The 24,688-nt window shown below is 48.7% G+C and carries 18 protein-coding genes; 14 read left to right on the forward strand and 4 right to left on the reverse strand.

Translation table 11 applies throughout. The annotated features are described in order from the left end of the window. Window positions 1–144: 144 nt before the first annotated feature. Both murQ and C170_RS27515 read right to left on the reverse strand, forming a co-directional pair. Window positions 145–1,050: an N-acetylmuramic acid 6-phosphate etherase gene (gene murQ, locus C170_RS27510; RefSeq protein WP_036616494.1), complete on the reverse strand. Its 906-nt coding sequence runs from the start codon at window positions 1,048–1,050 to the stop codon at window positions 145–147. 22 nt (window positions 1,051–1,072) lie between these two features. Next, a complete protein-coding gene (locus C170_RS27515; RefSeq protein WP_036616497.1) occupies window positions 1,073–2,035 on the reverse strand; it encodes an N-acetylglucosamine kinase in 963 nt (320 codons plus the stop codon). Between the two features lie 356 nt (window positions 2,036–2,391). Here C170_RS27515 and C170_RS27520 point away from each other — a divergent pair, with 356 nt between their 5' ends. The 7 genes from C170_RS27520 (at window position 2,392) to nagZ (ending at window position 10,769) form a co-directional block, all read left to right on the forward strand. Further along, complete coding sequence (locus C170_RS27520; RefSeq protein WP_036616499.1) at window positions 2,392–3,744, forward strand: ABC transporter substrate-binding protein; 1,353 nt, start codon at window positions 2,392–2,394, stop codon at window positions 3,742–3,744. A 55-nt stretch (window positions 3,745–3,799) separates the two neighbouring features. Beyond that, window positions 3,800–4,723 (forward strand): carbohydrate ABC transporter permease, encoded by a 924-nt coding sequence (locus C170_RS27525; protein ID WP_036616502.1) that lies wholly within the window; start codon window positions 3,800–3,802, stop codon window positions 4,721–4,723. 64 nt (window positions 4,724–4,787) lie between these two features. Continuing rightward, window positions 4,788–5,621: a carbohydrate ABC transporter permease gene (locus tag C170_RS27530; protein ID WP_036616801.1), complete on the forward strand. Its 834-nt coding sequence runs from the start codon at window positions 4,788–4,790 to the stop codon at window positions 5,619–5,621. A 139-nt stretch (window positions 5,622–5,760) separates the two neighbouring features. Beyond that, the gene (locus tag C170_RS27535; protein WP_036616504.1) at window positions 5,761–6,870 is read left to right on the forward strand and encodes an ABC transporter ATP-binding protein; all 1,110 of its coding nucleotides are present in this window, start codon (window positions 5,761–5,763) and stop codon (window positions 6,868–6,870) included. A 242-nt stretch (window positions 6,871–7,112) separates the two neighbouring features. After that, a complete protein-coding gene (locus tag C170_RS27540) occupies window positions 7,113–7,823 on the forward strand; it encodes a hypothetical protein (protein ID WP_036616506.1) in 711 nt (236 codons plus the stop codon). After that, window positions 7,823–9,019, forward strand: a complete 1,197-nt coding sequence (locus tag C170_RS27545; RefSeq protein ID WP_051447433.1) for an exo-beta-N-acetylmuramidase NamZ family protein — start codon at window positions 7,823–7,825, stop codon at window positions 9,017–9,019. Before C170_RS27540 ends, C170_RS27545 begins: the two co-directional genes overlap by 1 nt. Window positions 9,020–9,050: 31 nt before the next feature. Further along, on the forward strand, window positions 9,051–10,769 hold the full coding sequence (nagZ, locus tag C170_RS27550; RefSeq protein WP_051447434.1) for a beta-N-acetylhexosaminidase: 1,719 nt from the start codon (window positions 9,051–9,053) through the stop codon (window positions 10,767–10,769). A 168-nt stretch (window positions 10,770–10,937) separates the two neighbouring features. Here nagZ and C170_RS27555 read toward each other — a convergent pair whose 3' ends face one another. Further along, window positions 10,938–12,338 (reverse strand): serine hydrolase, encoded by a 1,401-nt coding sequence (locus C170_RS27555; RefSeq protein WP_036616509.1) that lies wholly within the window; start codon window positions 12,336–12,338, stop codon window positions 10,938–10,940. Between the two features lie 266 nt (window positions 12,339–12,604). Here C170_RS27555 and C170_RS27560 point away from each other — a divergent pair, with 266 nt between their 5' ends. After that, window positions 12,605–14,578 (forward strand): methyl-accepting chemotaxis protein, encoded by a 1,974-nt coding sequence (locus tag C170_RS27560; RefSeq protein WP_162158995.1) that lies wholly within the window; start codon window positions 12,605–12,607, stop codon window positions 14,576–14,578. A 217-nt stretch (window positions 14,579–14,795) separates the two neighbouring features. Then, window positions 14,796–15,992, forward strand: a complete 1,197-nt coding sequence (locus tag C170_RS27565) for a DUF2087 domain-containing protein (RefSeq protein ID WP_036616522.1) — start codon at window positions 14,796–14,798, stop codon at window positions 15,990–15,992. A 192-nt stretch (window positions 15,993–16,184) separates the two neighbouring features. On the opposite strand, the gene C170_RS27570 is transcribed toward C170_RS27565, so the two are convergent. Then, entirely contained in the window at window positions 16,185–18,185 is a 2,001-nt protein-coding gene (locus tag C170_RS27570; protein WP_036616524.1) for a methyl-accepting chemotaxis protein, read from the reverse strand. A 445-nt stretch (window positions 18,186–18,630) separates the two neighbouring features. Here C170_RS27570 and C170_RS27575 point away from each other — a divergent pair, with 445 nt between their 5' ends. The 5 genes from C170_RS27575 (at window position 18,631) to C170_RS27595 (ending at window position 24,685) form a co-directional block, all read left to right on the forward strand. Next, the gene (locus C170_RS27575; protein ID WP_036616527.1) at window positions 18,631–19,335 is read left to right on the forward strand and encodes an AzlC family ABC transporter permease; all 705 of its coding nucleotides are present in this window, start codon (window positions 18,631–18,633) and stop codon (window positions 19,333–19,335) included. Beyond that, on the forward strand, window positions 19,326–19,655 hold the full coding sequence (locus C170_RS27580) for an AzlD domain-containing protein (RefSeq protein WP_036616530.1): 330 nt from the start codon (window positions 19,326–19,328) through the stop codon (window positions 19,653–19,655). Before C170_RS27575 ends, C170_RS27580 begins: the two co-directional genes overlap by 10 nt. Window positions 19,656–19,788: 133 nt before the next feature. Further along, window positions 19,789–20,445 (forward strand): SGNH/GDSL hydrolase family protein, encoded by a 657-nt coding sequence (locus tag C170_RS27585; RefSeq protein ID WP_047840427.1) that lies wholly within the window; start codon window positions 19,789–19,791, stop codon window positions 20,443–20,445. A 303-nt stretch (window positions 20,446–20,748) separates the two neighbouring features. After that, window positions 20,749–22,740, forward strand: a complete 1,992-nt coding sequence (locus C170_RS27590) for a heparinase II/III domain-containing protein (RefSeq protein WP_051447435.1) — start codon at window positions 20,749–20,751, stop codon at window positions 22,738–22,740. Then, window positions 22,733–24,685: a hypothetical protein gene (locus C170_RS27595; RefSeq protein WP_036616535.1), complete on the forward strand. Its 1,953-nt coding sequence runs from the start codon at window positions 22,733–22,735 to the stop codon at window positions 24,683–24,685. The genes C170_RS27590 and C170_RS27595 overlap by 8 nt, the downstream gene beginning before the upstream one ends. The last annotated feature ends 3 nt before the right edge of the window (window positions 24,686–24,688 follow it).

Below are 24,688 nucleotides of genomic sequence, written 5' to 3' on the forward strand. Positions count from 1 at the left end.
GAACCATATGAATCCCTTTCTGTTTATGCAGGGGGGATTTTTTTGACGGATTATATCCGCTTTTAGAATAAAAAAATAAAAAAAAGAGCCCAGACTAATGTTGGGCTCCTCTCTTTCAACCTCTAATAATACCCCTTGTACGGCTCAGGAAGGCCCCGCAATGGCGCTGCGGACAAATCCGTCAGCCAGATCAAGCCTGTGCTGGGCTTCCGTTGCGTCCACACCTGCCATCAGCATGACGATTGCCGTTTTTACATGACCGTCTGCACCGGTAAAAGCCTCTTCAATATCCGCTTCATTTGCTCCGGTTGCTAGATGGATCATGCGTTTGGCACGATGGACAAGCTTCTCATTCGAAGGGTTCAGATCAACCATGAAATTACGGTAAACCTTGCCCAGACGAATCATGGCGGTAGTGGTGAGCATATTCAGAATCATTTTCTGTGCGCTGCCTGCCTTCATACGTGTTGAACCCATGACAACCTCTGGGCCGACAACAGCCTCAATGCTCACATCAGCCAACAGGGTCATCGGCGTGCCTGCATTATTACTCAGGCTGATCACCGTAGCCCCGATCTCCTTGGCGTGTCTCATCGCACCCAGCACATACGGCGTTCGTCCACTGGCTGCAATGCCAACCACAACATCTTTTTTGTCTAAGCCATGTTCATCAAGGTCCGCAGCTCCCAACTCCTCATTATCTTCAGCACCTTCAACCGGGTCCTTCACTGCCCGGAATCCCCCTGCAATAATACCCTGCACCATGGATGGCGGGGTTCCGTAGGTAGGCGGGCATTCCGAAGCGTCAAGTATTCCTAATCGTCCACTGGTACCTGCGCCTACATAAAAAAGCCTGCCGCCAGACTGAAACGCCTTCAAGATCCGATCCGCAGCTTGAGCAATGACCGGAATGAGGGGCTGAATGAGCTCCGCAATCCGTTGATCTTCCTTATTAATGAGTTCCATAATTTCTGCCGAAGGCAATTCATCTATATGATCCGTTAGTGGATTGGGTTGTTCTGTTAGTAGTGAATTCAGCATGTGATTCATCCGTATGGCCTCCTTCTCTCTTTTAAAATGATTCATTCAGGGAACGGCGTTGTCTTGCCAGTTGTGCTGCGCCAACCGCTGGAGCGGGGGCATCTTCACGATATACAAAGTCCAACTCTCCATAATATTCAGATAACTTGTGAATAAATGTATTTCGGAAAAGTACAGCGTATCGAAACAGTGATCCGGACAGGACAACCGGAGTGGGTGCAAATTCGGGATGACGTGCAATCAGCGCCTTGGCGGTATCCGCCAATTGTGAGGCTTCGTCAATGATCAGTGCGCGGGCGGCCTCATCTCCGAGTTCAGCTGCTTCTATAGCTAGGCGGGCGATGGATGCGGTCTCGGTTTTGCCCCAATCCGTCTGATACACTCGCGTCTTTAGCTCCGATATATCCCGAAGGTTCAGATTCTTTAGAAGAAGAGGGGTTAAGCGGGTTGGAGGAAGAACACCGTCATAACTCTGCATAACCACTTGGAGTGCACGCTGCCCAATACGATAGCCGCTCCCCTCATCTCCGAGCAGATGACCCCAGCCTCCTGCACGGTATCGCTCTCCTTCCAGCGTAAATCCGTACACGATGGACCCTGTTCCAGAGATGCATAATACGCCGTGCGTATGTCCAAGAGAGGCCATCAGAGCAATCTCTCCTTCGGATACAACCCAGACTGGACAGTCTTCTGGTGCCTGTTGATTACGAATCTTCATATAGTTATTTACTGCTTCGGCTATAAGTTGCCGTTCTTGGATCGTGTCTACACCTGACATACCAAGGCATATACCCTCACAATTTGTCGATAAATCACTTATTAGATTAAATAGCTGTTCCAGCACTCGTTGCAGTTCGGAAATGGCCTGTTCAGTTGATACGCTGTGAGGATTCGTGGGACCACCGCTGAGTCGGGCGAGAATTTCACCAGATTCAGAAATGATTGCTGCATCAGTATTGGTACCGCCTCCATCTACGCCTACATATACTCGCAAAGTGGCTCACCTCGCTTGCTTGGGTTTTCTTTTTACATAGTATAGTTGCATGAAAAGAAAAAGTAAAATTAAATTTTATAATAAAAAATAATGTTGAATTTTTATTTTACAACTCATATAATGAATTCAATCTACAATTTTGGAAGGAATTAATACTGTTAATGTCAATTAAGTTGACGTTAATATTGCATTTAAGAGATTTAGCTTGCGACTGGCAGGCCCAATCTACAGGGGAGGTGCTTTTCCTTACTGCCGCGTGTATAGGTGGATTGCGTTTGAAGGCCGAACGATCACAAAGGGGTAGCATGGTTAGGCAATGAAAGAATCGGATGATGACATGCAAAGGAGATGAAGGGATGAAAAAGAAGGGTCTGGTATGGGCATTGTTGTTGATGATGGTCTGGGTTACTGCCTGTGGGAATAGTGGAGGTGCTGCTTCGGATGACCCGAATGCCGATGATACGGTAACGGTATGGACCTATCCTGTACATGGCACATATGAAGATGAACTGAAGGATCTAATCTCTGATTTCAATAAAGAACACCCGAACATTACCGTGAAGACGGAAATGCTCTCCTGGGCGGAAGGGCCCAAAAAATTCGATGTCGCTCTGAACGCAGGCAACCCACCGGATCTTTACTTTCATAGCGTAGACGGCACATATGTGAATACGGGATTGGCACTTGAGCTGGACAGCTACCTGACACCTGAGATCAAGGACGACTACCTGCCGGGTACGCTTGATTTAGGCCAGATTCAGGGGAAACAGTATGGACTGCCGTTGTATCAATTCCAATGGGCTTGGGGTGGGAACAAACGCATTCTGGAGGAAGCAGGCATTGATTGGAAGTCCATTCAGCAAAATGGCTGGACCTGGTCCGAATTCAACGATGCTGCTGCCAAGCTGACTAAAACGCTGGATGGCGGGGCCAAGCAATATGCACTGGTTACCGACGGAACCTCGCTTGACTTCATTGAAATGCTGTCTCGTAACAACGGGATGATCGATGTTCTTGATAAAGACGGCACGTTCCAATGGAATGATGGTCGCATTCTGGATACCCTCTCTTTTATCAAAAACCTGATGGATCAAGGGTATATGCCGAAGGAAACGGCGGCTCTCGCTCCAGCGAAACGGACGGATATGTTCTACGCGGGGGAAACGGCGATTATCTCCAAAGCGATTCCTTATTATGATGTGATGATTCAGAATCGCAACAAGGACATCGATGATGGCAAGGTGCAGGGAGAGAAGATTGATTTTGTCCTGTTGCCTGTACCGCATAATGATGATCAACCTGCGGCCACAACGATGGGCGGCGAAGGGTATGTAGCCTTCAAACAGAAAAAGGACAAGGGCGAACAGCATGCCAAAAATACGTTCCTGGTGATGGAGGCGCTTAGTGGTGCCAAAGCAGGGAACTCGGCAAATGAACTGGCGCTTCCATTCGTAAGACAGTCCCAGGTGGATCTGTTTAAAGGAAAAGAGCTTGGTCAACCGGATAATCTGGCTGCTGCAAAAGTCATGGCAGAGAATATCGCGATGCCGGTTGTACTTGAACTGGATATCGACAAAGCATCTCAGCAAAAACAATTCAAGGAACAGGTTGTGAAGCCTAATATTCAGGCGCTGTTCTCGGGTGAAAAATCACCGGAGCAGATCGCAGAAGACTTCAAGAGCAAAGGCCAGCAGATGTTTGGACAATAACTCGGACAATCAAACATAACGTAAAACCACACTGATTAGGAGAGGAGGATTCGCCATGCAGACCGCCCTTGCGCCAAAATCGTCAGTGCCCCGGACTTCCCGGGTTGCCCGGTTTTGGCGAGACTACGGGTGGGCGTATTTGTTTATTTTGGCGCCTGTCCTGCTGTTTCTCATTTTCACACTGTATCCCGTTCTGACGGCTCTTGTGATGAGCTTTCAGAAATACAACATTATGAACTCAACGTGGGTTGGATTGGATAACTACGAGCGACTGGTGAAGGATGAGACGTTCTGGAAGTCGATTAAAAATACAGTCATCTTCACCGTAGGCACAGTCCCGGTCAATATTCTCATTACATTTGTACTGTCCTATTTCATCTATCAGATGAAAAGTAAATGGCAGACATTTTTCAAAGCTACCATGTATCTGCCTGCGGTAGCCTCCGGGGTGACCATCTCCATTGTATGGCTGGCGATCTTTGATCCGACGGATTCGGGACTGCTTAACCGTTTCCTCGGTCTGTTCGGCTTGGATCCGGTGATCTGGCTGGGCCAGTCGGGAACGGCACTCTTTTCCCTCATTCTGATGAACTGGCTTGGATCGCACGGAGCGGGCATTATTCTGTATCTGGCAGCCATGGGCGGTATTCCGAAATCGCTGTACGAAGCGGCGGATATTGATCATGCCAGCGGCTGGACCCAGTTCAGCAAGATTACATGGCCGCTGCTCAAACCAACGACGCTGTATCTGCTCGTCACGGGTGTCATTACATCCTTCCAGGTGTTTATCTCGGTATATCTGATGACACAGGGTGGACCAAACTTTGCGACAACTACAATCGCTTATCTGATCTATGAGACGGCATTCAAGTTCTATGAATTTGGATTGGCTTCGGCTCAGTCGTTTGTACTGGCGATTATCATCATTGTCATCTCCGTCATTCAGTTCAAATATTTCTCCAGCGATATTGAGTATTAGAGGTAGTTCAAAACACGAACTATTAGAGCACGTTGCATTAAGCATCCGGGGGTGAATGAAATCCATGAAATCAACACAGAAAAAGATTCTGCTCGTTGTTGCATCCATTCTGCTGGTAGTCTGGGCGCTGGTGACGGTCATTCCGATGTATTGGATGCTCGTTGGTTCGGTGCAGGATAGCGCGATGTCGGCTTCGTTTAAACCACAGATGATTCCGGAGCAGTTGTCGTTATCACCATATGAGCGCTTTTTTGCCAAAACCGATGCTTGGCGCTGGTTATACAACTCGCTGCTCATCTCGATCATTCTGACCGTAACAAATGTATTCTTCGCCTCCCTGGCGGGATATGCGTTTGCCAAACTGAAGTTTCCGGGTAGTCAGGCGGTATTCTGGACTTTGCTTGGGACCATGATGATCCCGGCGCAGGTGACACTGATTCCTTTGTACATTCTGATGGTCAACGTGTTTGACCTAGGGGACACGTATACGGCCATTATTCTGCCTGCTGCCGTTAGTGTGGGCAACATTTTCTTGATGAAACAGTTCATGTCTACGCTGCCCACATCGCTGATACATGCGGCACGTATCGATGCATGTAGTGAATTCGGTATCTTCTGGAAAGTCATTCTGCCGATGGCAAAGCCGGGAATCGCGGTGCTGGCGATATTCACGTTTGTAGCTTCGTGGAATGAATTCTTCTGGCCGTTCCTCATTACCAATTCCAACGAGATGCGTACTATTCAGGTGGGGCTGGCCTCGTTTGTGTTTGCCGAATCAACGGATTTCGGCGCAATGATGGCTGGGGCTACAATAGGTTCGCTGCCAATGATCATTCTGTTTTTCTCACTGCAACGTTATTTCCTACAAGGCATTACGATCGGTGCAGTTAAAGGTTAATTCCAATATATGTTCAACTAAACATTTACACCATAACAGCGATCGGAAGGTTGTTCTGTCATCGGAGTGCCAGTGTAAGGATTCGTTAGTTGAACTTATATAGTTCAGGACAAGCGACAACGTAAAGGGGGATCTACCTATGGCACGCGTGGAGTTTCGCCAAGTGCGCAAAGAATTCAAAGACGATCATAAAGGAACGTTCACGGCTGTGGCCGGCTCGGACTTTGTTATAGAAGATAAGGAATTCGTAGTGTTTGTGGGTCCTTCGGGCTGTGGCAAGACAACGTCACTGCGGATGATTGCCGGACTTGAAAAGCAAACAAGCGGTGATATTGTGATCGGTGACCGGCTTGTTAACGATCTGCATCCGAAGGATCGGGATATCGCGATGGTATTTCAGGATTATGCACTGTACCCGCATATGACCATCCGTGAAAATCTGTCCTTTGGCCTGAAAAATCTGAAAAAGCCAAAGTTCTATATTGATGAACAGGTGCAGAATGCGGCCTCCATTCTGGGACTGGAAGCGATGCTGGAGCGCAAACCACGCGAGCTGTCTGGTGGTCAGCGCCAGCGTGTTGCGGTGGGACGGGCGATCGTCCGTGATCCGCAGGTGTTTTTATTCGATGAACCACTGTCCAATCTGGATGCCAAGTTGCGGGTACAGATGCGGGTGGAGTTGGGTGAGCTGCATAAACGTCTCGGTGCCACGATTGTGTACGTGACGCATGATCAGGTAGAAGCCATGACACTTGGGGAACGCATCGTGGTCATGAATCATGGAGATATTCAGCAGGTGGCTTCACCGAAAGAATTGTATGCGAGTCCGCGGAATATGTTTGTTGCCGGATTTATCGGTTCCCCGGCGATGAACTTCATCGATGCCCGGATTGAAGGCACGCAGGTTGTCGTGGACGGTGCATCATTCACCTTGCCAGAAGATCTACTCGCTCGTCTTCAGAGTCATCAAGGCAAGCCAGTGATTATGGGTCTGCGTCCAGAGCATATTTTTGGTGATGATGTCGCTCCGAATATCCCGACAGACCACATGCTGCAGGCGCGGGTTCAGGTTGTAGAACATCTGGGCTCCGAGAATTTGGTATATTTCCATTCCGGTGCCCGTACTGTTACGGCCAAGGTCCACCCGGAAACACATGCTTATGTAGGTATGGACAAAAATTTTGTGCTGGACCTACGTAAGGCGCACTTTTTTGATCCAGAGACGGAGCTTGCGATTGGACGGGAGTAGGCGGCACTGAAGTTCGTTACAATGGGCATGCCTCGAAAATCCGTCGTTTAAGTGCGGTAAATTCGTTAGCACGTTGCAAGTTTGGTACAACATACTGACCGGTGGTGCGGCCAAGCCAACCGAAATGGGGAGCCCTTTTAAGGCAGCCCTTGTGGGCGATCGCTTCGCTTCTCCAGATTTGTTCTGTTTTCTCCGTTATCGTGTAAATTTTTAGTCCAACTTATATAGAAGGGAGAATAAACATGCGTAAGCTGAGTGAAGTATTGATCAAGTCGGGTGCGGAAATCTATCGGGATATTATTTCGGTGGCCTTGTACAGTGTCGTTAGCTCCATCGTTTTGATTCCCATTCTGATGTTTGCTCTGTTGCCGATCGCTATACTGCTTCTGGCCTTGATGTATATGCCCATCCTGTTCGGGGTCTGTTATGCCGTACATCACAGATTGGAACGTAAGGAACGGCGCAATGGGCTTAAGGATATTTGGATCGGAACGTTGAAGGGAATAATCCCGGGAGGATCGGTGGGTGTGCTTTTCGCAGTGCTTGGCTTCATTCTATGGTCAACTTGGTGGTATTACGGTGGACAGGGTGGAATTACAGGTACAGCAGTGGGTGTATTCCAGACGTTCTTTGTTCTCATGGCGCTGATGTCACAGTTCTATACCTGGCAGCTTGTTTTACAAAAAAACATGGGCATCGTTCAGGCGATGGGGGAAAGTGTAAAGCTGTTCTTCCGTCACCCGGGGTACACGATGGGCGCTTGTTTTCAGGCCATGTGCCTGACGGTTCTGCTGATGCTGACTGTCGTTGGTTTCGGAGCGCTGTTTGGAGGTATGTTTGCCATCTATCAGCATAAGGTTGCTCTTAATGTGCTGGAGCCTGAAGAAGAGCCTGTCGTAACAGGTGGTAATGATCACCAGCATACAGGCTGGATCAGCCAGGGGAATGTGTGATGGGCCAGTTGAATGGGACCGAGCAGATCCCGGCTGTAAAAACGGGAGTTGATCTTCTGTCCAGAGGGTTATCACATCCATGGATAACGGGTAATCGAATCGGTCTAATTACAAATCCGACTGGTATTACAGCGGATTTCGTATCGACAATAGATGTGTGCGCCGGACTGGCTAATACCGAGCTTACAGCGCTCTATGCCTGTGAGCACGGACTGTATGGAGAGCTTCAGGCGGGTGTCAGATTCGGAGACATGCTTCATCCACGTCTGGATATTCCGGTGTTCAGCCTGTATGGAGATTACAAGAAACCTACGCCTGCAATGCTGGCTGGAGTGGATACGGTGCTGTTCGACATTCAGGATGTGGGCATTCGTTATTACACGTATGCCTCAACCTTGTTCCATATGATGGATGCCTGTGCTGGAGCAGGCAAACGTATGCTGATTCTGGACCGTCCCAATCCGCTGGGTGGAAACGTTGTGGAAGGCGGTGTGCTGAACGCGGGGTATGAATCACTCGTTGGCGCTTGGCGTGTACCTGTACGTACCGGATTGACGGTAGGTGAACTCGCCCTGATGGTCAACAGCGAGATGGAGGTACCTTGCGAATTGGACGTGGTTGCCATGGAAGGATGGCAGCGCCCCATGGAGTTTGCGGATTGTGGTCTTCCCTGGATGTTACCCTCTCCCAATATGCCCACGCTGGACAGTGTGCGGGTATATGCGGGTACGTGCCTGTTCGAAGGCACTAATGTATCGGAGGGCAGGGGCACGACCCGCCCATTCGAGTGGATTGGAGCCCCCTGGGTTGAGGGTGAGCGTTTGGCGGAACGATTTCGGGAATACAAGCTGGAAGGTGTACATGTGCATCCAGTGTACATGTCCCCAACATTCTCCAAACACGCAGGTGAGCTGTGTGGTGGCGTAAGGATTTTTGTAACGGAAAGCAGGAAATTTCGGGCGGTAGAGACAGGGTTAGTGCTTTTGCATGAACTGGTGTCACTCTATCCGGAGCAATTCTGCTGGCTGGAGCCACCAGAGCCGGGTTCAAGGTACTTTATCGACCTGCTGGCAGGGGGTAAGGAAGCCAGGGAAACGATTCATGACCGCGCGGGCTTCGTTCGTTTAATGGAAGCGTGGAATGTACAGGCAACGGAATGGAAGGAGCGGCGAAAGCCGTTTTTGTTATATGAATGAATGGATGTTTGTTAGCGGAGGGAGCCATGAAATGAGTGGGCCAAAAGAGTTATACCAGTCGAAGCTGAAACAGATGACCTTGCGTGAGAAAATCGGGCAAATGCTGCTTTGTGGCTTTCATGGCACCGAAGCTGCTGGCGATGTGGAATCCTTTCTCCGAATGTATCCAATCGGTGGCGTAATCTACTTTGCTCGCAACGTTGAGTCGCCAGAGCAGGTAGAGCGGTTATCGTCAGGGTTACAGCAGATTGCCAAAAGCAGCGGTAATGTGCCGCTCTGGATATCCATTGATCAGGAGGGCGGCATGGTTGCACGAATTACCGAAGGAATCGCCTTGATGCCTGGACCAATGGCCATTGCCGCTGCCGGTTCCATTGACGATGCGTATCAGGCGGCATATATCAGTGGGTTGGAGCTGAAGTCCATGGGCATTAACATGAACTTTGCTCCGGTATTGGATGTGAACAATAACGCGGCCAATCCGGTCATCGGTGTACGATCATTTGGCGAATCTCCACAATCGGTTGCAGAATATGGGGCCAGAACCATTGCGGGAATACAGGACGCTGGAATTGCAGCGACAGCCAAGCATTTCCCGGGGCATGGGGATACGGATACCGATTCCCATCTGGACCTCCCGATCATCACTCATGATCGTGAACGAGTAGAGCGCCTGGAGTTGATTCCATTCCGAGCCGCTATCGCCGAAGGTGTCGATGCCATGATGTCGGCGCATATTTATTTTCCTGCACTGGAGCCAGAGCGTCTGCCCGTAACGCTATCGCAAACCGTATTAAGCGGTCTGCTTCGCCAGGAACTGGGTTATGAGGGCATGATCGTGACAGATTGCATGGAGATGGATGCCATTGCCGTGAACTATGGCACTGTCGATGCAGCCGTAATGGCGGTAGAGGCCGGGGCAGATCTGGTGTTAATTAGCCATACGGCTAAGCTTCAGGCAGAGGCATTTGATGCGTTGTTAGCAGCTGTGAGGAGCGGGCGGATTAGCGAGAGACGTATTGATGAGTCGGTGAATCGCTTGCTGATGTACAAGGCGAAGCGTGGTTTGTTGGAGAGTGGAATGGGTGGTGCAGGTGATGAGGAAGTGTATGGCGTAGTATCGAATGCATCATTGCCAAAGGCATCAAACGCTCCTGCTCTATCCAGTGGGTCGGAGCGCAACAGTTCATTACACCAAGAGGTTGCTCGCCGTATTAGCGAGAACAGTATCACACTGGTGCGCGATCAGCTGAATATGCTGCCTTTGAAGCCGGAACGCACGCTGGTCATAACGGTTGCCACGTCCGTGACGACAATTGCCGACGAACAGCTGACTCAGACGTTCACCTTGGGCTCAGCCTTATCCATGTATGGTCTGGATGTTGTCGATCTGACGGTCACGCCCGAGGAAGTCGCCATTCGTTCCGCACGTCTGCTTCAGGCAGCGGAAGCAGATGACATTCGGCAGATTGTGGTGGGAACCTACAATGCGGGAAGTCCCTCCGGCGATCCACAGTGCAGGCTGATTGGTTGGATACAGCAATTGGGCAAACCGCTGGCTGTTGTGGCATTGCGAAGCCCCTACGATCTGCTGGCGCTTCCGGATGCCCAGGTCTATGTAGCGGCTTACGAGAGCCGGCCACTTGCCATGGATAGCGTCGCTCAGGCGCTGATGGGGCGCATTCCTTTTGCGGGGAAACTTCCTGTAACATTAAAGCAGACAGATGATGAAAGAGCGGATGTCTCCTAGGCAGTAATAAGAATATGAGTAAAACTACCTTTTGCAGGATGGAGAAGAGATGGATTGTGGGTTGAGCGAAACGGAAGTGTGAGTCGTTAAAATGAGAACATATACAACACAAAGAGACGATCCTTTAAAGGACCGTCTCTTTGCTCATTATAAGCTATTAATTATAGATTATTGCAATTGCAGTGCTTTGGCTGTCTGTGTCTCAACTTCATCCAAAAGTGAAGTCATGTCCATACCTGCGTGGTTGCCAAGCAGGATAATGGTGATATCATCGGACAGATTACGTGAAAAGGCTGTGGCAAACCCGCCACCACTACCGTTGTGGAAGACGGTACGGTTTGCGCCATTCTCTTTAAGAATCCAGGCGTAGCCATAGTTTTTATCAGAATAAGGCTCATACATCTGTTCAATCGTATCCTGGCTTAGAATCTTGTCCGTATACAGCGCACGATCCCATTTCAGCATATCGTCCACCGTGGAATAGATGGTTCCTGATCCGGATTGAGACACATAGTAAGGTGCAGTTACCCATGCGTTATCTTCTTGAACAAAACCACTAATCGTGTGCACTTTACGGGAGGCCTCTCCCGAATTTTTCATACCAAGTGGTTTCAGTATCGTCTGCTGCACGTAGTCGGCATAACTCATGCCAGATACCTGTTCAACGACGTATGCAAGTAAAACATACCCGCTGTTGCTGTACAGATAGGCACTTCCTGGTTCAAACTTCAGCGTTTTGTGGCGAATCTCCTCTACAGTCTCTTCCATAGAAGTTCCTTCACCCCGACCAAATGCGGATGGCAGACCTGAAGTCTGGGATAACAGCATATGCAGCGTGATCTGATCTCCCTTTGGTATACCAGAGATATACTTGGAGATCGGATCTTGCACATTAATCTTACCATCCTCCACGAGACTCAGAATGGACGCGGCCGTGAAGGATTTGCTCAGCGATGCGATTCGGGTCTTTTGATCCGGTCGATTCAGCGTCTGTTCATCGGCAAGTCCGTAGCCTTGCTTTAGAAGTACTTCACCATCGCGGGCGATCAGAGCCATACCTGGATAGTTGATCTCGCGCAGATATGTATCGACGCTGGCAACCTCGCTGTTCAGCATGCTGACTTGATCAGTGACCATACTTACACTCATCTGCCCCGTGGCTGTACGTTGGACCTTGATGTCTGCTTTGATTGCATTAGCCATGGCTCGGACAGGCACCATCAACGTACCGTTAACGGTACGTGAATTCACACCTGTAGCCAGATCAACCTTGTTTACTTTAATGGAATTGCTGCCAGCCTGATGGATCAGCTTGTCTCTGCCAACGGTAATGGTAGCCGTCTTCGTGCGATTATCCCATTTCAACGTGCCTTTGACCGATGTGACCACATCCCGCAGTGGAACAAACGTTGAACCTTTGATGATAAGTGGTGCGTTCTTCCAGGATTGTTGCTCACCATTCACTTCAATGTGAACTGCTTGCGTCGCCTGCGCTGCGGATGCCGTAATACCAGCTTGTCCCAGAATCGGGCCTGCACACAGGATGAGCGCTAACAGAATGCGGAACATGGATGAATATACAGTGGAAACATGTTGCCTTTCATTTGCCTTGCGTAAGATTTGAATCCTCTCCTTCCAATCGTTTCATGAATAACCAGCTTATGAGCATTGTAAACGATCTCGCTAAGGGGGTCAAAACGAATAGAAGGATTAGGTGAATCCATCTAAACTGATCGAAAAGATTAAATTTATTCTAATTTAGTATCTATACATAATATTTTTACAGCGATTGTCCGATAAAAGGATGGGTGAAGATTATGATGGGGGATAGTTATATGAAGAAAAGGATTCGAAATTGGTTTACTTTAACCGTAAAAAAACGCCTGATCGCTGCATTACTCCTGTTCCTGATTGTACCGAGCATTACTGTTGGTTGGTTGTCTTATCAAAAAGCTGCTGACCAGGTTAAAATGGAAATTATTCGTTCCGCACAAGCCAAAACAGAAATGCTTAGTCTGCAGATAAATCAAATGCTGGATATGGAGAAGGATAACGCAGCACAGATGGCTGCGGGTATTACTTCAAACGATATTATTAATAAATCCCCTGCACTGCAAAGGCAGATGGATCGGATGTCTCAGAATCATAAGGAACTGGGTGTACTCACCGCAGGTGCGGAAGATGGCAGCTGGATGAAATCTCCTGATCCCGGGGAACAGATCTATGATCCACGTGAACGTTCATGGTATACGATGGGCATGTCCCAGGACGAACCTGTAATCTCGGATACGTTCCAATCGGTCACAACAGGTGAATGGGTTGTAACGGCAGCTGCCAAGCTGGCTGATGGCAAAGGGGTATTCGGGGCCAATGTCAGTCTCAATCATCTGAAAGAATCCGTTGATCAGATACGTATTGGTAAAGAAGGCAAACTGTACATGCTAGATAACGGGGGTAAATTCCTGTTCCACTACAATATTGAATCCGGTACACAGTCGGATGAAAGCTACATTAATGAGATGTATACGAAAGAAAGTGGAACGGTGAAGTATACATATGATGGTCACGAAGTGGAAGCTGTGTATTTCACCAATCCGGTGACAGGTTGGAAAATTGTTGGCGAGATGGTTCCTTCCGAAGCAAGTGAAGCGGTAATGCCTATTTTGATCCGTGCAATTACAATTGTGGCATCTGCATTGGTTATCGGGTTAATTCTGCTTATATTCATTATCCGCAGTATTCACCGGCCATTGCTGCAATTAACGCAGGCAGCATCCAAAGTAAGCGCCGGGGACCTCACCGTTCGGGTAGGTTTACAGCGCCGAGATGAGTTCGGACAGCTCGGGGAAAGCTTCGACACGATGACGACTTCACTACGTAGTGTGCTTGGAGAGGTGCATGATACATCCAGCCAGCTGGCGGCATCTTCTGAAGAACTGATGGCGAGTTCCGAGCAGACATCCAAAGCCACAGAACAGGTGGCTGAACTGATGCAGGATGCAGCTGCGGGAACGACTTTGCAGAACAATAGTCTTGCTGCTACAGGTCAACTCGTGGGCGAAATGTCCATTGGAGTCAAAGAGATCTCATCAAGTGCTGAAGATACCGCTCGTATCGCTCTGGATGCATCCACTAAGTCGGAAGCAGGTATGGTTACAGTAGAAGAAGCGGTTACCCATATTCAGCAGGTGAATGATGAGAGCAAAGCCATGTCTGTGGTCATCGAGGATCTGCGCGCGAAAAATGAAGAGATTCTTGTGATTGTGGCCGAGATTACGGCCATTGCCAAGCAGACGAACATTCTTGCATTGAATGCATCCATTGAAGCTTCAAGAGCTGGCGAGCAAGGGCGCGGATTCGCGGTTGTAGCCAACGAAGTGAAGACACTGGCTCACAGTTCAGGCGCTTCAGCCGAGCGGATTAATGAGCTTATGCATGAGATGCAGGAGAAAACCAATGCGGTGCAATCCACTTTTGCCCGTACGGGAGAAGGTATGGTGAAGAGTTCGCAGATGGTTACAGAAGCAGGCGAAGCATTCAATATCATTCGTACTGCGGTACAGTTGGTGGCTGCACAAGCTGGAGAAGTATCCACGGCTTCCCGTCAAATTGATGGGGGCATGAGTCATATCAACAAGGCAGTAAGTGATACAATGGTTCTGTCAGACAGAATTGCCTCTGGAACGGAAGATGGATCAGCGGCTGCTCAAGAGCAGTTGGCTACAATGGAAGAGGTTGCAGCTTCTTCGGCAGCATTGTCACGTATGGCTGAAGATCTGCAAAGCATGATTGAACGGTTTAAGTTGTAACCGAGATTGAAATGAGACTGCAGGGTTGCGACCCTGCGGTCTTTTTTCTGTTGAACAAGGGGCATCCGTTATGTCTTTAAACACAGCATTCTTTTCCGTTATATTGACATATAACAAACAAAAATATATTATATCTATAAATAAACAAACATTATTATAAAATATTTTATTAATATACGGTTGGAATGACCATACAATGATAAAAAGGAGCTTTTACATGAAATTATCGGAATCCTGGTTGCAAACAGCTTCATTGGAAGAGATCAAGCGTGGTTATATGGAGGAGGGTCCCGCCTATATATGTGTCTGCTGCGGATACAGGACGGAATCGGGGATTATCTATCCTGAAGAAGGAGTGCTCTATGAGGCAGCCCGTTATATGCGAGTGCATATTGAGAAGGTTCATGGATCGGTATTTGAATATTTGCTGGAGCTGGATAAAAGCGTAACCGGATTGTCTGATGTCCAGCGGGGCTTGTTGTCACAATTCTATGAAGGCAAGAAGGATGCTGAAGTACAGAAGACCCTTGGCATCGGGAGTGCTTCCACCATTCGGAATCATCGGTTTGTATTGAAGGAGAAGGAACGGCAGGCCAAAATATTCCTGGCATTAATGGAACTTCTCAAAAGTAAGGATACACAGGCTCCAGCCGAATGGGTATCGCCGGTGACAAGACATGAACATACGATCCATCCGAACTCATTTGATATCACAGAACAGGATCGGGAAAAGGTGCTAAACAAGTATTTTCCAGAGGGTACTGGCGGTCGGCTGACGACGTTTCATATGCAGCAAAAACATAAATATATTGTGCTCACCGAAATTGCCAAACGATTCGAGACAGAGTGCAAATATTCCGAGAAACAGGTCAATGAGCTGCTGAAGGAAGTTCATGATGATTACGTGGAAATACGGAGGTATCTCGTCGACTATGGTTTGCTGGAACGTGAGCCAGACGGCAGTCAGTATTGGTTGGGAAGCCACACAGATCAACAGAGCGCCAAAGTTGGAAAACAGGAGCGCAAAGAAAAGGGGGAGCAGGAGCAGATGAATCGTCGCAAAGAATTGCAGGAACAGGCCAAAGAAGTTAAAACGGAAGCGGGCGTCTACCAAATTCGGAATGAACGTAACGGTAAAGTTTATATCGACAGCACACTGAACCTGAAAACCATTAACGGACAACGGTTTATGTTACAGATGGGTAGCCATCTGAATCGAAGATTGCAGGCTGAATGGAATGAATATGGAGAGAATGCGTTTGTGATCGAGGTGCTGGAGACATTGAAACAAGACGATAACCCGTATTACGATTCCAAAGATGCACTCGCCAAATGTCTGAATCGCTGGTTTGAACAGTTAGAGCCCTACGGAGATCAAGGTTACCACGGAGATAAAAAGCAATCTGCTGAATAGGAGGGATATTTCCATTCTAGAATGCCCGACCTTTTAACACCCAAAGCCCCTTTGCCAATATGATGGCAAAGGGGCTTTGGGTATTACAGACTACTTAATTTTATAAGTTGAACTAATCGTTTGCACGATAACAGCGATTGGAAGGTTATTCTGTCATCGTAGTGTTATTGTAAACAATCTTTAGTTCAACGACTACAGCTTGAATTGTTCCACCAGCTTCTGCAGCTTGTGAGCCAGATGGGCAAGGGAATCAGCAGAGGATGATATCTCCTGCATGGAAGCCACTTGCTCCTCCGTAGCAGCAGAGATGTTCTCCGTTCCATCGGCATTGGTTTCCGATATGGCGTGGATCTGATCAATGGATTGCACCACTTCGGCTGTACTTGCAGACATCTGTTGTGAGGCGGCTGCAATGTTCTCAAGCTGATGATTGACGACCCCAACAGCCTCACTAATCTGGGCAAAAGCTTCATCTGCAAACTGAACGGCACGAATGCCGTTGCTTACATCCTGTTGCCCGATCTGTACACTGTGATTGGCCATTGAAATCTCCTGTTGAATCGCTCCGACCATCTCTACAATCTTCTGGCCGGACAGGCTGGATTGTTCCGCGAGCTTGCGGACTTCGCTGGCAACAACGGAGAAGCCGCGTCCATGCTCACCTGCACGCGCTGCTTCTATAGAAGCATTGAGAGCAAGCAAATTGGTCTGTGCAGCGATATCTGTAATGACAGATACCATCTCACCAATGGATGTGGAATGCTGTTCAAGTCGTCCAGCAGTATCTGCCATACCTTGCACAAAGCGACTGACGGAACTCATCTCAGATACGGCCGTCTGCATGGTTGCATTCCCTTTATCCGCGAGCTCACTTGCTTGCATGGCAGCTTCGGATACTTGCTGTGTGCTGTTCGTTACCTGTCCTACACCTCCAGCAAGCTCATTCATCTGTAGTGCCGTATGTTTCAGGCTGTTTGTTTGTTTCTCAAGTCCAGCTGCGGATTCTTCCGTAATCAGGGCGACTTGCTCTGTTGCTTTGGTTGTCTCCGATGAGTTGACTGCCAATTGTGTGGATGAGGCGGTTAACTCGTCAGCCGTGTGTCGCACGTCCTGAATAACGGTTCGCAGGGATTCGCTCATCTTATTGAAGCTGGTGCTCAGCTTGCCGAATTCATCCTGTCCTAATACAGCAACCTCGATGGTCAGATTACCATTACTAATTTCGTCAGATGCCTTCACCAAGCGGTTCAGTGGTTTGGTGATTGATTGCACAATCCAGAAAATAATGACGGAGCTTACCGCAATTGCAATCGCTACAACAATAAGTGTGGTGTATAGGATTGGACGCACAGATGCCGTCACTTCCCCACTGTCAATGACACCAACCACGGTCCAGCCCGTCGTTTCATTGGTGGAGAAAAAGGCGTGTTCCTGGTTTCCATTTAGTGTATAGGTCAGACTTCCGTTTTTCTGTGCGAAAATATCTTTATAGGGTGCCATGGTTCCTTCGGTCCCCGGTTTTTCGGTAGGATGTACAATGATTTTATTGGCATTATCAATGATATAGATATAACCCTTCTCGCCAATCTTCGTGGAGTTAACCGTCTTCGAGAGGGCTTCAAGCGACAGGCTGACAGAGACGACACCATGGCCATCCGCTGAAGTCTGAGCTACTGAAGCAACAACATTGCCGGTATTGCTTGATAAGTAGGGGGTAATTACGGTAGGGACATCTTTGTTCTGCGTAGCAGCCTGATACCACGGGCGTTCGCGCGGGTCATATCCTTCTTTGTTCACCGCAGTTACAGGGGAGTTAATATATACGCCCTGATCGGTACCGATGGAGGCAAGTTCCACGTCATCATGCGTTTCCTTATAAGCGTCGAGCAAGGTACGGATGGTATCTGTTTCGTCACCCTGATTGGGTCCGACATTGCCTGCATCCAGCTGACTTGCCAGGAAATCAACATTTTTGCGTGTTGCACCAATGATCTGGTCAATGGTCTGGTTGAGCACAGTAACACTGCTGATCGCGTTCTCATACATTTTCTCTTCAACCTTGGCATCAGCTGTTTGGAACGAGATAATGCCCAGACTAATGGTTGGAATGAGCAATACAATGGCAAATGACAAAATCAGTTTCTCTCTCATCTGCATTGTTCTTTTGACCCCTTGTTTACGAATTTTTTTCATACACATTCCCCCTCTGTGTAACCCATCCCCATGTCTAGTGGACAAGCCCATCTGGTAAAAGATATTTCATTCCATCCTTTCCAGAAGTTTCTGGTGCTATCGTATGACAAATTTCGCGTTTATTCAACATAATTTATGAGTTTCGCGAAAATATTTTTTGGTTTTGTAGGTATTTAGGATTACATCTGTTCTATAAAAATTAATCTGTCTCTCCCTTAGTGCACATCATGTGTTATATTTCTGAATTATGTGAAGTGAATTTTGCAAAATGTGAAATCCATAAGGCATGTAACTGGGCATGTTGAATACACAAAGAAGTTGTTTTCATGAAGAATGGACTTGGATGGATCTACATCCATATATATCGGTTTATGGGGACAGAAATTGGAGAGGGGTTGTACGGCAGTTGGACCAAAGTACACTACAGATATCTGGACAGGAGGACATGGAAGAGGTCCAGGATCAAGCTACATTCATGCAGGGGGTCAAAGATTGTATTCCAACCCTGCTTGGTTATTTGAGTATTGGCTTTGCGGCGGGTGTCATTGAAATGACCGCAGGTCTGAGTCTGGCGGAAACGGCACTGCTCAGCCTGATTTTATATGCAGGATCGGCTCAGTTCATTGCAGCAGGCATGCTCGCATCGAATGGGTCAGCAGTAGCCATTATGTTCACCATATTTTTTGTGAATCTTCGCCATTTGCTGCTCAGTGCGGCTGTATCACCGTATTTTCGGCATCTGACCCCGCTTAAAAATATGTGGATTGGTTCACTGCTTACCGATGAGTCTTTCGGCGTTGCGATGACACGTGCAATTGGCAGAGAAAGGCTCAGTGAACGCTGGATGCACGGTCTGAATATTACCGCATATCTGAACTGGTTCGTGGCTAATATGGCGGGAGCGTACTTTGGACGCTGGATCACTAACCCGGAACGACTGGGTCTGGATTATGCCCTGCCAGCGATGTTTATTGGACTGGTTGTACTCCAGTTGGTGCATCGCAAAAACAAAAAAATACACATTAATGTGGCTATTATCGCCGTGGTCTGTGTAATCTTCGCCAGCATGGCTTCACTTGGCAGCATGAGTGTCATTGTGGCTGCGGTCATTGCGGCAACGATGGGAGTGTTCATGGAACGATGGAAGTAAGATGGGATGTATTCTGGATTATTATGGGTTCGGCACTGTTAACATTTATCCCGCGTGTACTGCCACTGATGCTGTTCAGCAAGATACAGATTCCGATGTGGTTGTTACGCTGGCTGGAGTATGTACCCGTAGCGGTCATGGCAGCGCTGATTGGTCAGGAACTGTTCATGTCGGGCAACCAGTTAGTGCCGATTACGCACAATGCAGCTCTGTGGGCCTCCCTGCCTACGATTGCAGTAGCCATCTGGACACGCAGTCTGCTGGGAACCGTAATGGTCGGTATTGTGGCTATGATGATACTGCGATATTGGATCGGATAATTGCTAGGAGAGTCATAAGATGGCGAAACTCAGTGATGAAAACGCTATTTTCTATTGTAGCCGAAAGGGATAAAATGGAGACTGAGGTGTTCAGTGTTTCCATTTTGCACAAGAGGAAGGAACGATTTCAATCATGAGTACAAGTCCATCCGTTATATTGTTTCAGGGAGACTCGATTACAGATGGGGGAAGATCACGCAATGATGATCCGAATCATTTTCTCGGACACGGGTATGCGTATCTGATCTCCAGCAAACTGGGTATGGAACTGGCGGGCAAGCAAAAGACCTTCTATAACAGAGGCATCAGCGGGGATCGGGCATCGGACCTGTACGCACGCTGGAATGAGGATACCATTAGTCTAAAACCGGACCTGATCAGCATCCTGATTGGGGTTAATGATGCCTGGCGCACGATGAATGGTGAACCTAGCGGGGTAACGGATCGTTTCGGACGGGCGTATCGCCATTTGCTCGAAGAAACTCGGGAAGTGATGCCAGATACGGGGCTGATTTTGATGGAGCCGTTTATTCTGAGAACCGGAGCGACTGCGGAGAAATGGGAAGCCTGGGAAGAGTATGTCGGTCAATATCAGAAACTGGCCCAAGGTCTTGCTGAAGAATTTGGAGCTGTGTGGGTGCCATTGCAGCAGACGTTTAATGACGCTCTGAAACAGGCGGATGCAGCGTACTGGTTATGGGATGGCGTACACCCAACCGCAGCAGGTCATGAGCTGATTGCACGCCAATGGTTGTCTGTTGTACAGAATTCTTCGCTTGCGATTGTGTGATAACAACAGCGGACAGCTAGGATATGGGCAGCAGCATTATAGGTATTCAGGATTAATTGAGGATGAGGATATAAGATAGTTAAGAATATGAGATAACCATAAAAAGCCTGTGGTGACAGGCAGAATGCAACGGAGAACCTGGCGAAGGTTCTTCGTTTTTTTGGTTAGGAAGGAGAAGGAAGTAACGTCGTGGAAAGGGTTCTAATGGATAATTCTTCAAAAATGCTATCATATCCGGTAAAATGAAATCGATTACATTATAATATGGGCATGACAATCCATTAACGAAGAGTGGTGAATCCAGTGGAAGATTCCATTCACGAAGTCGAAAATGAAAATATAAACCAACGTGGTACTGAGAGCAGAGCATTGAGTTCCTTAAGTGCCGACAGACTCTTGGAGAAGTTATCCCGGCCTGAATTGGCTACGTTATACACAGACTTGAAGGCTTACGGTGAACGTGCCTTGAAAGAACCCATGCCTTCCTTGTCGTTCCGTCTATATCGACAGTTCAGCGATACGGGTGAGCGGAAAGCCTATGAAGAGGCTTATTTCGATCGAAGGGGCAGACTGGCTGCTGTGGCGATGCTCGCATTAGACACAGCTAGGCCGGATGCACTGCAGGCGCTGGAAGAAATATTGTGGGACGTGTGTGGTGAGTATACGTGGTGTTTGCCCGCGCATCTGGGTACGGGAGAGGTCAACCAGGTGAATGGGAACATCGATCTGTTCGCCGCAGAGACAGTACATATGCTGGCCGAGATTGTGACCATTCACGCCGAGCGGCTGGATCGCCTTGTCATAGAGCGGATCAGGTCTGAAGCAGAGCGGCGAATCTTCATCCCGCTTTACCAGGAGCAACGGAAGTTCCATTGGCAGACAGCGGATCACAACTGGTCGGCGGTCTGTGGTGGCTGCTGTGGCATGGCCGCATTGTTGCTTTTGGAGGATGAGCTCACACTACAGAAATCGATCTCCCATACGGTCAGCTGTATGAACGCATTCTTGAGCGGATATGGCGAGGATGGCGGCTGTGCCGAAGGCATTGGATATTGGGTATATGGATTTGGTTATTTCACCTATTATGCCGAGATGCTTCGTGAGTACAGTGAGGGCGAACTAGATCTGCTAGCGGGTACCAAAATAGCAGCCATCGCAGCCTTCCCGCTGCGAGTTCATTTGTCAGGTGGAACATTCGTAAATTATTCGGACAGTGCCGAGCAGGAAGAGATCGCTTCCGGATTGCTTTCCCTGCTCGCATCCCGATTTGGGTTGCAGGTGGATTTGCCGCTTCATATCCCACTGCTTACTGATGATTCCTGTCATCGCTGGGCTCATCTGTTGCGGAACGTGATGTGGAGCGATCCGCCAGTGTACGGTGATGAAGGTGCCTCTGGGCAGGCTGAACGAGGATTTATTTTTCAAAATCTGGGATGGATGATTGCAAAAGGATCGTTCGATTCTCCGGATACAAAACAAGCGAACGGCGCACCCCTTCAGGTGGCTATTTCCGTTAAAGGTGGACATAACGATGAACCTCACAACCATAATGATCTGGGGCAGTTCATTATCCATTGCGGTGGTGAGAATATTCTGTGTGATCCAGGAGCAGGGTTGTATACCCAAGCGTATTTTGCGCCAGGCAGAGAGCAACTGTTCCACATCTCGTCATCCGGGCATAACGTTCCGCTCATTGAAGGCCAGGAGCAATGCTCCGGTCGGCAAGCGCAAGCCCATGTGTTAGAGGCAAAGCTGGCAGAGGGTGGCGGTGAGCTGGATACTACATTGGATCTGACATCCGCATACTCTGGAGCTTCTTCACTGGCTCGTTATACGCGCCAATTTCATTGGAAGATGGCTTCTGGCGGTAGCAGGAATAGAGCAGAATTGCGTCTCATTGACCGTTTTCAATGGAAGAGCAGGATGGTGTCTTCGGCAGAACGATTCTCTTCGGTGGATGATCCAGATGCAGGGTGTTCAAGCGTTGTGGAGCGATGGATGAGCAGAGTACAACCTGAGGTGGTGAAGAGCGGTGACCTTCGCTGGCAAGGTGTACATGGAACGGTTCATATGACGTATGATGCGAACCAGTGGCAGGTCTTTACGGAGGTTATGAACACAGTTGATCATGACAATGTCCCCGTCACATTCTATCGAACGTCACTATCATGGACAGGTGTGATTGATGAGACGGATGTTCGGATAGAACGCCCTAATCCGCTTGAAACAGTATGTGAGGTACGCTTCATCATTAATCCGAAAATGGGAGAAACCGAGGTGAGCATGATTGAGTGAATATACATCTGCGTCCACGTATCCATGGAAAGACGAACTCGAACATTACCGTACATTGGCAGAACAAGCGGGTCCCCCTCCGGCAGACGGCTGGAATAGGGAGCGCAAGTTGGCACTTGTTGAAAGTGTTGTTCGCGCTTACACACCATATCAGGACAGCCAGGGTGCAATTATCGACCCGTTCTCGGGTGTGGAGAGATATTATTCTACACCGGCCTATGCGATGGCTGCGGCAGTTCTGGTTGATGCAGGGCGTACAGATTTGCTCCAATCGGCAGCAATAGCCCTGTCACAGAGCATTGATGCCGTGGTCAATGGTAGCGCACCAGACAATCACCCTGATTTTTTTCCGGTGCTCATGATGAGAGCCTATATGTTGTTGAAATCACACCTGCCTGAACATGCACAGATCTGGGCTGAGGCACTCAAGACAATCAGTCCTGAACAAGATTATGTATTTACGATGAGCAAGATGAACAATCCCAATCGCATGATTAACTGGAACGCCATTATGATCTCTGGCGAATATCTGCGGTGGCATGAACAGCTGGCGAGTGAGGGTACTGCGTGGATGGATCGATATCTGGAAGCCTATCATCTACCCCGGTTTACGGCCCTTGGCTTGTATCAGGATGGACCGCTGGACCGTCCAAATTGTCCATTTTCCTATGATATTGCCACCCGTTATCACCTTGGGGTGATGCTTGAAGCTGGTTACGAGGGAACCACTGCCGATACCTTACGTGAGCAGCTGCGCCATGGTGCCTTCAGCTCGTTACTGACGCTCTCGCCGCTAGGTGAGATTCCACCGCGTGGTCGCAGCTCCCAGCATCAGTGGAATGAAGCGGCGGCGGCTTATGTATGCTCCACACATGCAACGCAGGCTCTGAAGGCGGGAGATCGGGTGATGGCGGGTGCTTTTGCACGTGCGGCCAATCGGTGTTTTGCTGCTGTTGAGCGCTGGAAGATGGAAGATGGACGTTTGAAAATCGTACGCAATGAATACGCGCCAGAAGATCGGCACGGGTACGAGATATATACCAACCACACCTGTTACAACCTGTGGACGGCAGCAGCGCTTGCTCACGCTTGTCTCAGTGATCCGGGAGACGATGTGAGCGAAGTATACCTTCCTTCCGAGTTAGGCAGCAGGGTTTTGCAGACCGATGGGTGGTTTGAAACTGTGATTGCTTCCATACCTGGTCAGCAACTGGTATTACACACGGCGATGAATGATCCGTATACGATCCCTGGTTTGGTAAGGATTCAGCAGATGGGGTTACCTGGTCTGATTGGTCCGTCCGCCGCCAGCCATGTGCAGGCCGGATTTACGGAATTTGCCGATGGGGAGGTCCGACCGCTCAGCTACTGCCCTGCCTGGAAGACACCAGATGGGGTATGGCACAGTCTTGCAGAGGGGATTCCATCCGGTGGTACATATGATCGTGACGTTGGATTAGACCCTGCACAGGGAGGAGGTTCCGTTGTGTACGAGAAGGTGGACCATAATACGCCGAATCAAGTGGAGCAACATCTGGTGGAAAGAGCGTCAGAAGATGGCGGCGAGCATCGGGTTAATTCTTTTGCCGTGACATGGGTCGGTCCATTACCCGGAATTGAATCATTGCGTACCCATTATGTGCAACAGGCGGATGGGCTGACCATAACGTATGAGTTCGAAGGTGAGATTGCGGCGGCAGGTGCACTCATTCCATTGATGTTCCATGATGGTCGCGAACAGGCGGTAATTACCCATACGGATCATAACGTACGAACGGAGTATCGGGGGGCCTATGTAGAATCTACAGCGCTGGATCAGGAAGCCATAATTTATCTGGTGGAGCAAGCCGTGGCTTCACGTAATGGGTTACTGAAGGAAGCCCGGATTGAAGTGAACGGAGCACGTAGGTTGTCATTTGCGATCCGATTGGGCGAGTTTAACTGAAGG

It is taken from the genome of Paenibacillus sp. FSL H7-689, assembly GCF_000517905.1.
GTDB classification, from domain to species: domain Bacteria; phylum Bacillota; class Bacilli; order Paenibacillales; family Paenibacillaceae; genus Paenibacillus; species Paenibacillus amylolyticus.

What these genes read in the sequence shown, in the direction of transcription:
- murQ (WP_036616494.1), bottom strand. Translation starts at nt 1,050, where the DNA reads ATGAATCACATGCTGAATTCACTACTAACAGAACAACCCAATCCACTA.
- C170_RS27520 (WP_036616499.1), top strand. Translation starts at nt 2,392, where the DNA reads ATGAAAAAGAAGGGTCTGGTATGGGCATTGTTGTTGATGATGGTCTGG.
- C170_RS27525 (WP_036616502.1), top strand. Translation starts at nt 3,800, where the DNA reads ATGCAGACCGCCCTTGCGCCAAAATCGTCAGTGCCCCGGACTTCCCGG.
- C170_RS27530 (WP_036616801.1), top strand. Translation starts at nt 4,788, where the DNA reads ATGAAATCAACACAGAAAAAGATTCTGCTCGTTGTTGCATCCATTCTG.
- C170_RS27535 (WP_036616504.1), top strand. Translation starts at nt 5,761, where the DNA reads ATGGCACGCGTGGAGTTTCGCCAAGTGCGCAAAGAATTCAAAGACGAT.
- C170_RS27540 (WP_036616506.1), top strand. Translation starts at nt 7,113, where the DNA reads ATGCGTAAGCTGAGTGAAGTATTGATCAAGTCGGGTGCGGAAATCTAT.
- C170_RS27545 (WP_051447433.1), top strand. Translation starts at nt 7,823, where the DNA reads ATGGGCCAGTTGAATGGGACCGAGCAGATCCCGGCTGTAAAAACGGGA.
- nagZ (WP_051447434.1), top strand. Translation starts at nt 9,051, where the DNA reads ATGAGTGGGCCAAAAGAGTTATACCAGTCGAAGCTGAAACAGATGACC.
- C170_RS27555 (WP_036616509.1), bottom strand. Translation starts at nt 12,338, where the DNA reads ATGTTCCGCATTCTGTTAGCGCTCATCCTGTGTGCAGGCCCGATTCTG.
- C170_RS27560 (WP_162158995.1), top strand. Translation starts at nt 12,605, where the DNA reads ATGAAGAAAAGGATTCGAAATTGGTTTACTTTAACCGTAAAAAAACGC.
- C170_RS27565 (WP_036616522.1), top strand. Translation starts at nt 14,796, where the DNA reads ATGAAATTATCGGAATCCTGGTTGCAAACAGCTTCATTGGAAGAGATC.
- C170_RS27570 (WP_036616524.1), bottom strand. Translation starts at nt 18,185, where the DNA reads ATGAAAAAAATTCGTAAACAAGGGGTCAAAAGAACAATGCAGATGAGA.
- C170_RS27575 (WP_036616527.1), top strand. Translation starts at nt 18,631, where the DNA reads ATGGAAGAGGTCCAGGATCAAGCTACATTCATGCAGGGGGTCAAAGAT.
- C170_RS27580 (WP_036616530.1), top strand. Translation starts at nt 19,326, where the DNA reads ATGGAAGTAAGATGGGATGTATTCTGGATTATTATGGGTTCGGCACTG.
- C170_RS27585 (WP_047840427.1), top strand. Translation starts at nt 19,789, where the DNA reads ATGAGTACAAGTCCATCCGTTATATTGTTTCAGGGAGACTCGATTACA.